The 13758-nt window shown below is 66.5% G+C and carries 14 protein-coding genes and 1 tRNA gene; 6 read left to right on the plus strand and 9 right to left on the minus strand.

Annotated features, from left to right (window positions below; genetic code table 11):
- Positions 1 to 93 precede the first annotated feature (93 nt).
- The 5 genes from trpD to trpA are packed head-to-tail and all read left to right on the plus strand — an operon-like array spanning position 94 to position 4619.
- Entirely contained in the window at positions 94 to 1125 is a 1032-nt protein-coding gene (gene trpD / locus AB1446_12655; GenBank protein ID MEW6547736.1) for an anthranilate phosphoribosyltransferase, read from the plus strand.
- Positions 1092 to 1919: a hypothetical protein gene (locus tag AB1446_12660; protein ID MEW6547737.1), complete on the plus strand. Its 828-nt coding sequence runs from the start codon at positions 1092 to 1094 to the stop codon at positions 1917 to 1919. Before trpD ends, AB1446_12660 begins: the two co-directional genes overlap by 34 nt.
- Positions 1916 to 2602, plus strand: a complete 687-nt coding sequence (locus tag AB1446_12665; protein MEW6547738.1) for a phosphoribosylanthranilate isomerase — start codon at positions 1916 to 1918, stop codon at positions 2600 to 2602. The genes AB1446_12660 and AB1446_12665 overlap by 4 nt, the downstream gene beginning before the upstream one ends.
- Complete coding sequence (gene trpB, locus AB1446_12670; protein MEW6547739.1) at positions 2599 to 3813, plus strand: tryptophan synthase subunit beta; 1215 nt, start codon at positions 2599 to 2601, stop codon at positions 3811 to 3813. The genes AB1446_12665 and trpB overlap by 4 nt, the downstream gene beginning before the upstream one ends.
- The gene (gene trpA, locus AB1446_12675; GenBank protein MEW6547740.1) at positions 3810 to 4619 is read left to right on the plus strand and encodes a tryptophan synthase subunit alpha; all 810 of its coding nucleotides are present in this window, start codon (positions 3810 to 3812) and stop codon (positions 4617 to 4619) included. Before trpB ends, trpA begins: the two co-directional genes overlap by 4 nt.
- 199 nt (positions 4620 to 4818) lie before the next feature.
- On the opposite strand, the gene AB1446_12680 is transcribed toward trpA, so the two are convergent.
- The gene (locus tag AB1446_12680; GenBank protein MEW6547741.1) at positions 4819 to 5580 is read right to left on the minus strand and encodes an ABC transporter permease; all 762 of its coding nucleotides are present in this window, start codon (positions 5578 to 5580) and stop codon (positions 4819 to 4821) included.
- The gene (locus AB1446_12685) at positions 5573 to 6538 is read right to left on the minus strand and encodes an ABC transporter ATP-binding protein (GenBank protein ID MEW6547742.1); all 966 of its coding nucleotides are present in this window, start codon (positions 6536 to 6538) and stop codon (positions 5573 to 5575) included. The genes AB1446_12680 and AB1446_12685 overlap by 8 nt, the downstream gene beginning before the upstream one ends.
- An 812-nt stretch (positions 6539 to 7350) precedes the next feature.
- Between AB1446_12685 and AB1446_12690 the strand changes: the two genes are divergently transcribed.
- Positions 7351 to 8067, plus strand: coding sequence for an HAD family hydrolase (locus AB1446_12690; GenBank protein ID MEW6547743.1), 717 nt, complete (start codon positions 7351 to 7353; stop codon positions 8065 to 8067).
- 30 nt (positions 8068 to 8097) lie between these two features.
- Here AB1446_12690 and AB1446_12695 read toward each other — a convergent pair whose 3' ends face one another.
- The 7 genes from AB1446_12695 to AB1446_12725 all read right to left on the minus strand — a co-directional run bounded on the left by AB1446_12695 (position 8098) and on the right by AB1446_12725 (position 13477).
- The gene (locus AB1446_12695) at positions 8098 to 8751 is read right to left on the minus strand and encodes a methyltransferase domain-containing protein (protein MEW6547744.1); all 654 of its coding nucleotides are present in this window, start codon (positions 8749 to 8751) and stop codon (positions 8098 to 8100) included.
- Entirely contained in the window at positions 8748 to 8945 is a 198-nt protein-coding gene (locus tag AB1446_12700) for a hypothetical protein (GenBank protein MEW6547745.1), read from the minus strand. Before AB1446_12700 ends, AB1446_12695 begins: the two co-directional genes overlap by 4 nt.
- Before the next feature lie 141 nt (positions 8946 to 9086).
- Positions 9087 to 9950 carry a patatin-like phospholipase family protein gene (locus AB1446_12705; GenBank protein ID MEW6547746.1) on the minus strand — a complete coding sequence of 288 codons (864 nt, stop codon included), beginning with the start codon at positions 9948 to 9950 and terminating at the stop codon, positions 9087 to 9089.
- A gap of 371 nt (positions 9951 to 10321) precedes the next feature.
- A tRNA-Leu gene (locus tag AB1446_12710) sits at positions 10322 to 10409 on the minus strand.
- Between the two features lie 137 nt (positions 10410 to 10546).
- Positions 10547 to 11371, minus strand: coding sequence for an ABC transporter permease (locus AB1446_12715; protein MEW6547747.1), 825 nt, complete (start codon positions 11369 to 11371; stop codon positions 10547 to 10549).
- A 92-nt stretch (positions 11372 to 11463) separates the two neighbouring features.
- Complete coding sequence (locus AB1446_12720) at positions 11464 to 12336, minus strand: ABC transporter permease (protein MEW6547748.1); 873 nt, start codon at positions 12334 to 12336, stop codon at positions 11464 to 11466.
- Positions 12317 to 13477, minus strand: a complete 1161-nt coding sequence (locus tag AB1446_12725) for an ABC transporter ATP-binding protein (GenBank protein MEW6547749.1) — start codon at positions 13475 to 13477, stop codon at positions 12317 to 12319. Before AB1446_12725 ends, AB1446_12720 begins: the two co-directional genes overlap by 20 nt.
- Positions 13478 to 13758 lie beyond the last annotated feature (281 nt).

Raw genomic sequence — 13758 nt, forward strand, 5'->3', positions numbered from 1 at the left:
CTCTCGCCCTTATACCGGGCGAGAGGTCTTTTTTATGGACCAGCGGGGCTGCGGCGGCGCGATGGGCTGGGGGTCGAAAGGAGGATGATCGCGGTGAAGAGTATCCTGCGGAAGCTGGCCCAGGGGTTGGAGTTGAATCAAGCGGAGATAGACGAGGTGGTCTTCGGGATCAAGGAGGATCGTTTTCCTGCCACCCAGGTAGCGGGGTTCCTGATGGCCCTCCTGATGAAGGGCCCCACCACGGCGGAGATAGCCGGCATCGCCCGGGCGATGCGGCGGGCCTGCGTGACCATCAAGCCCCGGGTGAACGGCGAGCTGACGGACACTTGCGGCACGGGGGGCGGGCTCACCACTTTCAACGTGAGCACCGCCAACGCCCTGCTCTCCGCGGCCGCCGGGGTGAAGATCGCCAAGCACGGCTCGCGTTCCATCTCGGCCTCCTCGGGGAGCGCCGACGTGCTGGAGGCTCTGGGCATACCCGTGGAGCTGGAGCCTCGGGAGGCGGAGAGGCTCATCGAGCAGGTGGGCTTTTCCTTTCTGTACGCGCCCCGCTTCCATCCCGTGATGATGAAGGTGTTCGGGCCCGAGAACGACCTGGGAATCAAGACCATCTTCTTCACCATCATCGGCCCCCTCATCAACCCCGCCGACGCCAGGCGGCACGTGCTGGGTGTCTACCAGCCGCAGCTGGTGGAGCAGGTGGCCGAGGTGGTTCGGGAGATCGGCCTCACCCATGCCATGATCGTCCACGGGTTGGACGGGGTGGACGAGATTTCCCTCCTCGGCGAGACCAAGATCGCGGAGGTCAGGGAAGGACGCATCGAGCATTACACCGTCGCTCCGGAGGATTTTGGCCTGAGACGCTGCGCCCTGGAAGAGGTCCGGGGAGGCAGCCCGGAGTACAACGCCCAGGTTATCCTGAACATCTTCACCGGCCGCGACACCGGTCCCCGGCGGGATATGTTGCTCCTCAATGCGGCGGCCACCTTCGTGGTGGCGGACAAAGCGAGTTCTCTGGAGGAAGGTATGGAGCTGGCGCGGGAGACCCTGGAGTCCGGCCGGGCCCTGGCCAAGCTGGAGGAGATCCGGAGTTGCGCCCGCGAGCTAAGGGGTGCCCGGAATTGAACCTGGTGGAAGCGATAGCGCAGGCCCGGCGCCGGGGAGTAGCGCCGGTAATCGCTGAAATCAAGCGCCTGATTCCCAAGCTGGCCGAAGAAGGGCGGGGTCGGGACGATCGGGACGCTGCTCTCCTGGCCGGGTGGTACGAAGAGGGCGGGGCGGCGGGGATTTCGCTGGTGACCGAGCGCCGGCACTTCGGGGGTCAGCCGGAGGCGGATGTCCCCGCCGTTTTACGGGCCACCTCCCTGCCCTTGCTGATCAAGGACTTCATCCTCGATCAGGCGGGGGTCGATTATTACGCCGCCCTGGTGGCGGCGGTATGCCCCGCTTTCCTCTCCCGGGTGGCCCTGCTGCTCATCGCCCATCACCTGGACGACCGGCTCCCCGACCTCCTGCGCTACACGCACCGGCGGGGCATGCTGGCCCTGGTGGAGACCCGGGGGCCGGAAGACCTGCGCTACCTGGCGGGAGCTGACTCCGCGCCGCGGCTGGTGGGCATCAACAACAAGGACATCGACGAACTGGAGAGAGGGGAAAACGTGGTGCGCGTCAACCAGGAAATGATTTCTCGCTACCGGCGGGTCGTGGGGGAGGCGGTGATCGTGAGCCAAAGCGCCCACCGGAGTCCGGCGGACGTGCGGCGTTCCCTGGCGGCGGGCGCCGATGCGGTCCTGGTGGGCACTGCCTTCCTCCTGGCCGAGCAGCCGGCGGACGCCGTGGCCAGCTTCGTGCGGGCCGGGGAGGAGAGTGGCGGGGAGCAAGACGCTGGGGAGAAAGGCGCCGGGGAGGGAGGACGGTGACCAGGGTGATGGTCTGCGGCAGCCGGGAGGAGGCAGACATCGACCTGCTGGTGAAGGCGGGGGTGGACGCCATCGGGCTTATCACCGAGGTCAAGCAGGTCCTGCCCTGCAACCTGTCCCGCGCCCAGGCCCGGAGGCTGGCCGCCCGCATCCCTCCCCTGATTTCCGTTGTGCTCGTCCTCACCGAGGAGCGGGTAGAGGAAGTGCACCGCCTGGTGGAGCACGTCCGCCCAGATGCCGTGCAACTGCACGGGTTCAACCGCCCGGAGGAAGTGGCCGCCCTCAAGGAGAAGGTCCCCGTGCGCGTCGTCAAGACCGTGCACCTGCAGGGAGCCCGCGCGCTCGCGCAGCCGGAGGGCGGCGCGCTGGAAGCCCTGGTTGCCGGGTATCTGGAGGCCGGAGCTGATGCCATCTTGCTGGACAGTTACCACGAGGGTAAGGTGGGGGCCACGGGGAGGACGGTGGACTTCCAGGTGGCCCGGCACCTCCGGGATGCTATCTGGCCCCGGCCGCTCCTCCTGGCCGGCGGGCTGGATGCCGGGAACGTGGGGGAAGCCATCCGCAGGGTACGGCCCTTCGCCGTGGATGTGTTCACCGGGGTTACCCGCGAGGGGCGTCTGGACCCGCTCAAGGTGCGGGAGTTCGTGGCAGCGGTGCGTCGTTGCCCGGGGGAAGGGAGATGAGTGGGTTGGCGAATGAGCGCTTTTCGCTCCCCGACGAAAGGGGATACTTCGGCCCCTTCGGGGGGAGGTTTGTCCCTGAGGTCCTGATCCCGGCCCTGGAAGAGCTTGATCAGGCTTACCGGGAGGCCAGGGAGGATGCGGCCTTCCAGCAGGAGTTCGAGGAGCACTCGCGCCGCTGGTCGGGGCGGCCCACTCCCCTGTGGTTCGCCCGACGGCTCAGCCAAAACTGCGGAGGAGCCCGCGTCTACCTCAAGCGCGAGGATCTGGCCCACACCGGCGCCCATAAGATCAACAACGCTCTGGGCCAGGCGCTGCTTGCCAGGAGGATGGGCAAGAAACGGATCATCGCGGAAACGGGAGCCGGGCAGCACGGGGTAGCGGTGGCGGCGGCCTGCGCCATGCTGGGGCTAGAGTGCGTGGTGTACATGGGCGAGGAAGACGTCCGCCGACAGGCTCTCAACGTGTTCCGCATGCGCCTGCTGGGGGCGGAGGTCAGGCCGGTGGCGGCCGGGAGCAAGACGTTGAAGGACGCCATCAACGAGGCCTTCCGCGACTGGGTGACCAACGTCCGCACCACCCATTACCTCCTCGGTTCCGTGGTGGGGCCCCACCCTTACCCCATGATGGTGCGTGACTTCCAGTCGGTCATCGGCCGGGAAGCCAGGGAGCAGATGTTGGCGTTGCTCGGCCGCCTCCCCGATTACGTGGTGGCCTGCGTGGGAGGCGGCTCCAACGCCATGGGCATCTTCCACGCTTTCCTGGCCGACCCCGAGGTGAATCTGGTGGGGGTGGAAGCCGGCGGGAAGGGACTGGAGACCGGCCAGCACGCCGCCTCGCTCGTCGCGGGGCGGGTGGGGGTGTTGCACGGAGCCAAGTCCTACGTGCTGCAGGACGAGGCCGGCCAGATCGGTGCCACCCACAGCATTTCCGCCGGCCTGGACTACCCCGGGGTGGGACCCGAGCACAGTTACCTGAAGGAAACCGGTCGGGTGAAATACGTGGCGGTGGGCGACCGGCAGGCGCTGGAGGCCTTCGAGCTCCTCTGTCGGACGGAGGGCATCGTGCCGGCCCTGGAGCCGGCCCACGCCGTGGCCTACGCGGCGGAGCTGGCCGCCTCCCTGGATGGGGACCGGGTTATCCTCGTCAACCTTTCCGGCCGGGGGGACAAGGATATGGACATCGTGGCCGGGGCGAGGGGGGTGAAACTATGAGCCGGGTGGCAGCTGCCTTCGCTCGCCGCCGGGGCACCGTCCTCATCCCCTACCTTACCGTGGGGCACCCCAACCTGGAGACGACCCTGGAAGCGGTACCCCTTTTGGAGGAAAGCGGCGCCGACCTGGTGGAGCTGGGGATTCCCTTTTCTGACCCGGTGGCCGATGGCGTGACCATTCAGGAGGCCAGTTTCCGGGCCCTGCAGGGGGGCGTTACCCCCGGCCGGTGTCTGGAGGTGGCCGCCCGGTTGCGGGAGCGCGTCCGCTTGCCGCTCCTCTTCCTGACCTACTTCAACCCCATCCTCAGCTACGGCCTAGAAGCCTTTTGCGCCGCTTCCGCCCGGGCGGGCGTGGACGGGCTCATCGTCCCCGACCTCCCTCCCGAGGAGGCGATCGAGCTGGAGGAGGCCACCGCGCGCCACGGCCTGGACCTCATTTACCTCCTGGCTCCCACCAGCACAGAAGAGCGCGTCCGCCAGGTGGCGCAGCGCTCCCGGGGATTCATCTACCTGGTTTCGGTCACGGGGGTCACCGGCGCCCGGGAAAGCCTCCCGCCCGGACTGGGCGAGTTCGTAGCCCGGGTGAGGAAGTGGGCCTCCCAGCCTCTGTGCGTGGGGTTCGGCATCTCGACGCCGGAGCAGGCGGCGCAGGTGGCCCGGATCGCGGACGGGGTGATCGTGGGCTCTCGCCTGGTGCAGCTCCTGAGCTCGCGGCGGGAGTGGAAACCCCTGGTGTCTAAGTTCGTGCAGGAAATGAAGCAAGCTATGGTAGGAAGCACAGGATGCCCAGGAGGATCGTCATCGTAGGCGGGGTGGCCAGCGGCTCCAAGGCGGCCGTGCGGGCGCGCCGCTGCGATCCCACGGCGGAAATAGTGGTGCTTAGGAGGGGGTGTGAACCCCGGTGCGGATGCGATAACCCCTACCGGCGGTCCGGCGCGGTCCAAACCAGCCGCCCCACGTGCAGCATGACCGCCATGCCCAGACACGGCATGGAGGTGAGGGGCCGTTACTTGATGGAGCGGGGGTACAGGATAGCGGCCAAGGCAGCCGACAGGGCCAGGAAGATGAGCAGCACGGCGAGGTCGACGCCCAGCCAGCCGCGGGCACCGCTGAACAGGCCGCGGAGCAGGTTGACGGCGTAAGTCAGGGGGTTCACGTAGGCCAGGGGGCGTATCCAGTCGGGGATAGCCGCCAGGGGGTAGTAGGCGCTGGAGGTGAACATCAGGGGGGTCATGAGCAGGTTCATGAAGAGGTTGAAGGACTCGCTGCGCTCGATAATGGCTGAGGCGCCGATGGCAAACAGGGCCCAGGCCGTGGCGGAGAGTGCTGACACCCCCCATACCTGCAGGACCGCGCGCAGGGACCAACTCACCTGGCCGGCCAGCACCGGGACGGATATGAGCATGAGGGCGGAGTTCACCAGGATCACGTCGAAGACGGCCTTCGCCGCACCCGAGGCGAGCAGGGTAGCCCGGCGGAGAGGCAGGGCAAACAGCACCTCAAGCTGACCGGTGATCTTGTCCATCCATACCGACAAGCAGGCCTGCTGGGCCAGAGTCATGGAGTTGGTCACCAGCAGGCCCGGTACGACAAAAGCGGCATAGTTCATCTCCACAGTCCCCACCCGGATGCTCCCCACCGCCCGGCCCAGGGCGGGGGCGAACAGCAGGAAGGACAGGATCGGTCCCACCAGGACGGTGAGCCGCAGGGGCCATTTCAGCAGGCCCTGCAGGTCGCGGTAAAAGACGAGCCCGAACTCCCTAAGCACGGGTGTCCCTCCTTCCGAAGAGTTGCAGGTAGACCTCCTCCACGGTGGGAGCCCCCACCTGGAGCCCGGCCAGCCGGTGGCCCCACCCGTACAGGAGTGAGATCACCTGGGGCAGGCAGGCGCCGTTTCCCTGCAGTTGCAGGCGCAGGGTCAGCGGTTCGTGCGCCACAGCTTCCACCCGCAGGACGCCGTCCAGCATCCTCACCTTTTGCACCAGCCCGGGGACACCCCCGGCGGGTCCCTGTCCCGAGCCTTCCACGACCAGGGTGGCACTGGTCTGCCCCAACTCGTCGAGCAGGGCGCTCTTGGAGCCCCGCCAGACCACCCTGCCTTCCTGGAGGAAGCAGACCTCGTCAGCCAGCTCCTGCACCTCGTCCATGTCCTGGGTGGTGAGGAACACCGTGGACCCCCGTTCCCGGGCCTCCCGTATGCTGCTCCACACCGCCCGCCGCGCCACAGGATCCAGCCCGGTGGTGGGTTCGTCCAGAAAGACCACCCTTGCCGGGAGGGCAAGCACCCGGCCCACGTCCACCCGACGCCGCAAACCACCCGATAGCTCCGACGGCCTCTTGCGGGCGTGGGCGGCCAGGTCGAACCGTTCCAGGGCTTCGCGCGCCAGGCGTTTGGCCTTCCACGGTGAGAGGCCCCGCAATACCAGGTAGAGCCAGATATTATCGAACACGTTGAACTGGTGGGTAAGCCCTCCCCCCTGGGGAACCAGGGCAATGTGACGTCTCACCTGGAATGACTCGGTGCGTATGTCGTACCCGCAGACCCTGGCGGTCCCGGTGCAGGGCGGGATGGCCGTGGTGAGCATCCTCACCGTGGTGGTCTTGCCCGCACCGTTCGGGCCCAGGAGCGCGAATATGCACCCCTCCTCCACCGCCAGATCGAGTTCCCTCACCGCCCAGGTCATCCGGTACCGCTTGCCCAGGCGCTCCCCCTCCACGATCGCCACCCTCTCACCCCCGCGCCACCGGCCTCGCCGGATGCCCGCTGCACGCGTCAGGCGTCCGCCGACACACGACCGCAACGGGACCTCGGAGCAGCCCAACGCATGCCTACTGTCGCAGCGCAATATTCTCGCCGGTACGGCAGATACCTTCAACGCTTCACGCGCATCACCCCCATTCTCAAAAGCGGAAGGGGTCCCGCATAGCGACCAGGATCTGCTCAGGAACAAGAAATTGACAGATAGCAAAGGCTAGGGTAATGTACCAGCAGACCTTCCTTTCCGTGGTGACGAGGGCACCGGCCAAGGGGTCCACCGGTTGAGGTGATGGTCTTGGTCGGACTCCTTACACCCGAGGAGGTTGATCTGGCCCACCTCAGCGACGCGGAGCCCTATGACTGGGGGCCAGGTGGGCCGCCCAAAGGCAAACCGCTCCGGTACGAGCCCGGCGTTGGTGTCGTAATAGTTGACCAGAGGAACCAAGATGGTTAAGAGGGTCACGCCCCCGCGTCGCCGCAGGAACTGCAGGCCCTCCTGGCAACTCCCTTGCACTGCTCGATCAGACCAGAGCTGTGGACCTCGCGCGGGTTACCGCATACATAGGCGCGCTGCCACGAAAGGCGTATCAACCCGTACGCGACAGCATCCTGCGCATGCTGGCGCGCCCCAGGAGGACCCGGCGGGGCAAGAGGGAGTAACTGTCAGGCCCGCGGGCCGCAGTGACGACGTGCCCGGCGGGAGTCAATGGCCCAGGCGGCACAACCCGGGGGCTTTCAGGGGCCCCAATGCCGGCCACCGTTCCATGGGGGGTGGGAATCATGAACGCGGTGGTATTCGACCTGTTTCACACCCTGGTGGATCCCGAACAGTTTCGTCCTCCAGGCTTCGTGCGGTCACACGCCGTCGCCGACCTGCTGGGGTTTCCCCGGGCCGAGTTTACGCACTACTGGGCCCTGACCAGGCACCAGCGCAACACCGATTCGTCTCTCTCCGTGCGGACGCTCATCCGGGAATACGCCCTGTCCAGGGGCCTGCCCGCGTCCGAGCAGGCTCTGCAGGAAGCGGAGGAGTGCCTGGGCAGGTACCAGGATAGGGCCATCCTGGAACCCGACCCTGGGGTACTCGATGCCCTGCGGAACCTCAGGGGCCGGGGGATGCGCATCGCCGTGCTGAGCAACGTGGACGCACGTGAAATCGCGGCGTGGCCGCGCTCGCCCCTCCGCCCGCTGGTGGACCGGACCTGCTTCTCCTGCTTCACCGGGGTGGAGAAGCCCGACCCGCGGGCGTTCGCCATGTGCCTGGAGGCTCTCGGTGTGGCAGCGGCGGATGCGGCCTTCGTCGGGGACGGGGGCGACGGCGAACTGGTGGGGGCGAAGCGGGCCGGTTTCGGGTGCGTCGTCTTCCTGCGCCGCTGGGTAGCAGTGAACGGGTTACGTTCCCCGGAGGAACTCGCTGCCTTCGCCCGGCAGGCAGACTGTTGCGTGGACGATTTCCCCGCGCTGGTGGATCTCCTGCTGTCTAGTTCCCGCGGCTGATGGCCATCCTCCTGGGCCCGTACGGCTCGCCTATCCGCGCTTCCTGCACAGGATGATCCTCTGCTCAGCACGATCCGAACCCGCGAAGTCCAGGATCTGCCACGCCCCCTCAACCAGGGCAGCGATCTCATCGTTCTGGTAGACCCGGAACAGCATCCCTTCCCACTCCCCGCCCGTGTAGCGGATGGTGCCGTCGGCCAGGACCTCGTGGGGCGGGGCCCCCTGGTCCTCCTCCTCCCCATCAAACGAACAGAGCAGGACACCGCCCGGCCTCGTGATGCGCGCGAATTCCCTCACCACCAGCCTTGCCTCGAAGAGCGTCATGTGATCGAGTACGCTCCAGGCCAGTACACCGTCGAACGACTCTGTTTCCGCATCGATATTGCCCCACTCGTAGCTGCATCTCTCCAGACTGAGACCTTCCCGCGAAGCCCTCTCCTCGCAAAGGCGGACGGCTTCTGCCGAGATATCCGCCACCGCCACGCGATAACCGAGCCTGGCGAGGGCAAGAGCGTTGCGACCCAAGCCGCAGCCGAAATCCAGGACCCGCCCTCCTTCCGGCAGCATGGCCAGGAAAGTGCGGCAGGCCTGCCGGGGCCCTTCGAACACCGACGGTCGGGCCGATCCGCTGGCGTGTGCCGCCCTGCGCACAGACTCGTCCCAATAGTCCCTTGGTGTCCTCAATTCTGACCCTCCCCGGCATCCGGTACCGCGGAACCCTCACCGTCTGCTTGGACGAAGGGTGACGCCTCACGTCCCAGCTCGCGGGGCAGGGCACAACAGACCGCCCGCAGGGTGGTCGCCACCTGCTTGGTCCGGTAGCCCTCCATCCAGCTCTCGCCGAAGAGTTCGTCGGTAATGAGGAGCATTCTCCTCAAGACCGGGGATTCTCGCTGGCAGCACCTGCCTCCTTCTTCAACGACGCGGCAAAGACTTGGACCAGGACTCTCCCCGCTCGGGTCCCCCATCCAGGAAGCCGTTCACCAGAACGGCCGTCCCTGCAAACCCCCAGTCCAGCATCAAGCGGAAGTGGGTCCGGCCAGGAGCCGGAGAATCTGGGGGATGTACCTGCGTGTCTCCTCTTCCCCCGCGGAGCTATATCGTTCGATATTTCTGGCCATCGACGCGGACGGGGGCGGCAACACTGGCGCGATGACCACGTCCGCGAGAGAGGCCAGCCGTGCGCGGATTGCCTCCCGCTCGAGCAAACCTATGGCGCGTGCGATTATTTCCACCGCGTTGTCCACTTCAACCGGTTCTTCCTGCCCTGATAGAAGGTCGACCGCTACCACGAACTCTGCCCCCAAAGCCCTCAGGACCGCGGTGGGAACCATGTCACGCACGGCGCCATCCACCAGCTTTCGACCATCGAGCCGCTTTGGCACAAACACGCCCGGTATTGAGATGCTCGCCCGGATTGCTTCGGACACCCGAACGTCCGTAAGCCAGCAGGTGCGTGCCAAGGGCAGGACGCCAGGGTTTTCCAGCGTCGACATGATCACCAGTTCCCCGGTCTCGATGTCCACCGCCTCAATAACCACCGGCGGATCCACGTCCGACAGGCTACGCCCTCCAAGGAGACGGTCAAGTTCCCTCTCGATGACGTCGCCGTCGACCATTCCCGCCCGTGTGCTAAGACCCCTGGCGATAGCCGGAATTCCCTTCACCACCAACCTCGATGGCACCGCCATCCGTCTTAACTCGCGCTCAATGTCGCCCAGGGCCACTCCAGCTGCATACAGCCCCGCAGCAATTGCTCCGGCGCTGGTTCCCGAGACCAGGTCAGGCCGCAGCCCAGCATCGGCCAGCGCTTTGAACATGCCCACGTAGGCCAGGCCGTACAATCCGCCGGCCCCCAATGCTAGTCCCCACCTCTTAGCCACGAAGTGACACCCCCTCCGCGCGCGCAGAAAGCACTCGTCTGCCCCTGCACGCCGGTGTTAAGCTTGCCTTTGCACGGATTACTCAACATCGCACAGCCCCACCGTACGCCTCGCCCTGTGAGGTCACCGAACCGTACCCAAAAGACGGCGGGGCGCACTTTTCCAGGTTCGCCCCGCCCGTGGTGGATTCCTCGCTCACCGCCCAAAGCTTATTCCTTTGACGTGGGAGCCCTGGCGAGCCCGCGGCGAGGGGCCCGCCGGGCGGGCCTCGGAGGAAAAGTAAAGGCCGCCCGGCGGCTCCCCCGGCCCCGCCCGACTGCCCCCAAAACCGTCGGCAGAAACCGTTGCGGCTCAAAAGCTTTCAAAACTTTTGGTGCCGAAGGTGGGACTCGAACCCACACGGGCCTTGCGCCCACGGCGCCCTGAACACCGCGTGTCTACCTATTCCACCACTTCGGCACCTGCCAGTATGATAGCACAAGCCCGCCCGCCGCGCAAGCACTGGCCGTCTTCGGCACTGGCCGTCTTCGGTTCTGATGTCAGTCTGCGGCACACCCGGAGACCAGCGCACATCTCTCCGGGCACGCTGTCGGCGTTCAGTGGGAGGTGACCATGTCCAGGAGCCCGCGCTGCCTCGCCAGCCGCTCGCAGCCCACGAAGACCGCCAGGCACACCAGCGCCAGAACCAGGGCTGTCCCCAGCAGTATCGCCAGGATCACGCCGTCGGAGGCCCAGGCCAGGGCCCCGGTGGTCATGCCGCGACCCAGGCAGGCTCGCCGCAGTCCCTCGATCCACCAGGTGAGGGGTAGAACCTGGGATAGAGGTTGCACCCATCCCGGGAGGATGTCGACCGGATAAACCACTCCCGCCAGGACGTAGAACATTCCGGCCAGCGCTTCCGAATACACACCACCATGCCGGGCGCTCACCAGGTACACGCCAGCCAGGGCCATCCCCAGGGCGGCGCAGGTGAGGATTCCGAGTACGAAGACGGGAAGGAAGTACGCCCAGTTCACCCGCGACGCGTACAGGGGTATCCCCAGGAACAGGCGGCCAAACGCGAGCAGAATGATTACCGAAAGGCCCCCGATGGCCGCGCCAGCAGCCGCTCGCCCCACTACATACCACTGCAGCCGTCCGGGGAGGATGTAGATGTACCGGAAGGTGCGGAAAAACTCACGGTCCTCCCAGATACACCAACTCACCCCCATCATGACCTGCCCCACGAAGACGAAGAAGGCATTGCCGAGGTACACGTGGGCGAACATGGGCGAGGAAAGGGCATCCCGGGAGATGACCAGGTACATGAAGACCAGGATGAGCCCCTGGGCTACGGGCCGGAAGATGGAATAGACCGCAAACAGGAAGGGATCCGTCCAGTTGGAGCCGATCTGCCAGCCCAGCCAGGCCCCCGTGCGCATGAGGTGCCACCACCCCCCGCGGACGCAAGCCGGATCGCCGGGCTTGCAGGGCAGGTCAGCCACCGCACGGGGATGGGAGCCCCCGGCTGAGTTTACTGCCATCGCATGGTCAGCCTCCCTTCCCGCTTGGCCACCCGTTCCATGTATCCCAGAGCCAGCGAGGCGGCGACCAGGTACAGTACGGCCAGGCCAGCATTGATCGCTACCTCCACCCCGGCGGGCAGGAACCCCATCCCGGCATCGCCGAATGCCAGTTGACGCAGGGCATCCAGTCCCAGGGCAAGGGGCACCACCGAGGCCAGGGCGGCCACCCAGAAGCCCAGGGCCTTCACGGGGAAGTAGAATCCCGAAAGGAGGAATACGGGCTCCTGCAGGAGGTTGGATAGGTGCCAGGCCTCCCGACCGTGCAGCAGGAAGAGGGAGGCAAACACCATGCCCAGCCCGTACAGGGCAACGAGGGTGACCAGGAAGGCGGCCAGCAGGAGGCCCAGCGCCTCTGTGCGGTACTCCACCCCGAAAGCAAGGCTGCCCAGCGCCAGCACGCCCCCCGCCCGCACCGTGGTTTGAACGATGCCGCCGAGGGCCATGCCGCCCAGGATGGACATGCGGGAGATGGGGGCGATGAAGAACAGCTCCAGTTGCCCGCTCTGCTTGTCGAAGTAGAATGTCGACCCCATGCCCCACAGGACGTGCAACCAGTACGCGGAGATAGCCCCTCCTAACACGGCGTAGCCCACGAACACTTCCGGGGCCTGCAGGGAGCGGTAGATGTATACGTAAGCGGCCACGGCCAGGATGGGCAGGAATGTATCGAAGAACACCCATGACAACTCCCGATTGGTGCCCACCACCCGCACGTAAGCACGACCCCACAGGGCCCGCATGTTGTCCACCAGGTAGGACGTCATGCTCGCACGGGGCAGGGCCGCTCCCGGCTGTCTCCTGTCAAGGCTCGCCCCGGGCATGGTCTTCACCTGCCGTTTCTTCCTCGAGACCCCTGCCCACCAGAGAGACGAAGACGTCCTCCAGGGTGGGTTCTTCCTTGCGGAATGCGCGCACGCGGATGCCCGCCTCGTCCATGCGTCCCATCACGGGCACGATGGCGGCGTCCTCTGCGAGGACGAGGGTGAGTTCGCACACGCCCCGCCCCGGCACCACCCGCTGACGGGACGACCTCACCCCCGGCCAGGCCGCAACCGTGGCCGCCAGGCGCTCGTCCGCAACCGCTTGACCATCCACCTCCAGGCGGATGACCACTTCCCGGCCCAGGGATCGCTTGAGGGCCGCCGGGGAATCGCAGGCCAGGATACGGCCCCGGTCGATGATGGCCACCCTGTCGCAGAGTTCGTCCGCTTCCGCCATGTAGTGGGTGGTGAGGAGGACGGTTCGTCCGGGGCACTCAGCAATCCACTCCCGGATAAAGCCGCGGATGGTGCGGGCTGCGTTCACGTCCAGGCCGACTGTGGGCTCGTCCAGGAAGATGACGGCGGGATCGGAGATGAATCCCCGGGCGAAATTCATCTTCTGCTTCTGGCCGGTGGACAACCGGTTGATGCGGGTGCTGGCCTTTTCCGCCAGGTCCAGCCTGGCCATGAGGGCGTCGATGCGGCGGAGGGCCTCGCGGGAAGGGATCCCGTAGAACTGGGAGAACATCCACAGGTTCTCCCGCACGGTGAGGACGTCGTATCCCACCGATTCGCCGCCGGAAACCATGTTGATCAGGCGCTTGACCGCCATCGGTTCCTTCACCACGTCATGACCGCCCACCAGGGCGCGGCCGGACGTGGGGTAAAGCAGGGTGGCCAGGATCTTGATCAGCGTGGTCTTTCCCGCTCCGTTAGGGCCCAGCAGGCCGAATAGTTCTCCTTCCCTCACCTGGAGGTCGACCCCCTCCAGCGCCCTGATCTCTCGCACCACCCGACTCCGCCGCCCTCCTGGCCAGAACCGGCGCCCGCGGCCGCGGGCGTTACTGGCGCAGGCGCCAGCGGACGGCTCCTCCTGCGCGGCGGCCGGCGGCTTATCCTCGGCGGCGACCGGTCGCTTCTCCTTTTTCTCGCCCCGGACCTGGAAGGTGCGGGTGAGTTTCTCCGTTTCTATGGCGAGCATGGTTTACCTCCCATCAGCAAGAAGAGAGCCGGGTTGCCCCGGCTCTCCTGCAGAAAAACGAAGACCCTCCGGCTGGAGCCAGGGCAATGCCCCTCCCGCTCCGGCCAGGGGCCCGGACAGCCTCACCTGGGCCGGGCGGACCTAGATGCTGCCACCTTCCTCGCGGATTTTGAACATGTCCGCACCTCCTCCCGTACACGACCGTACGCGAGATTACCACATGCTGCCTACCAGTGTCAATCCCACCCAGGGCAACCGTCCCAGCCGCCATTCAGGGCGGC

The organism is Bacillota bacterium, assembly GCA_040757085.1.
Taxonomy (GTDB): Bacteria; Bacillota; Sulfobacillia; order JACIYH01; family JACIYH01; genus JACIYH01.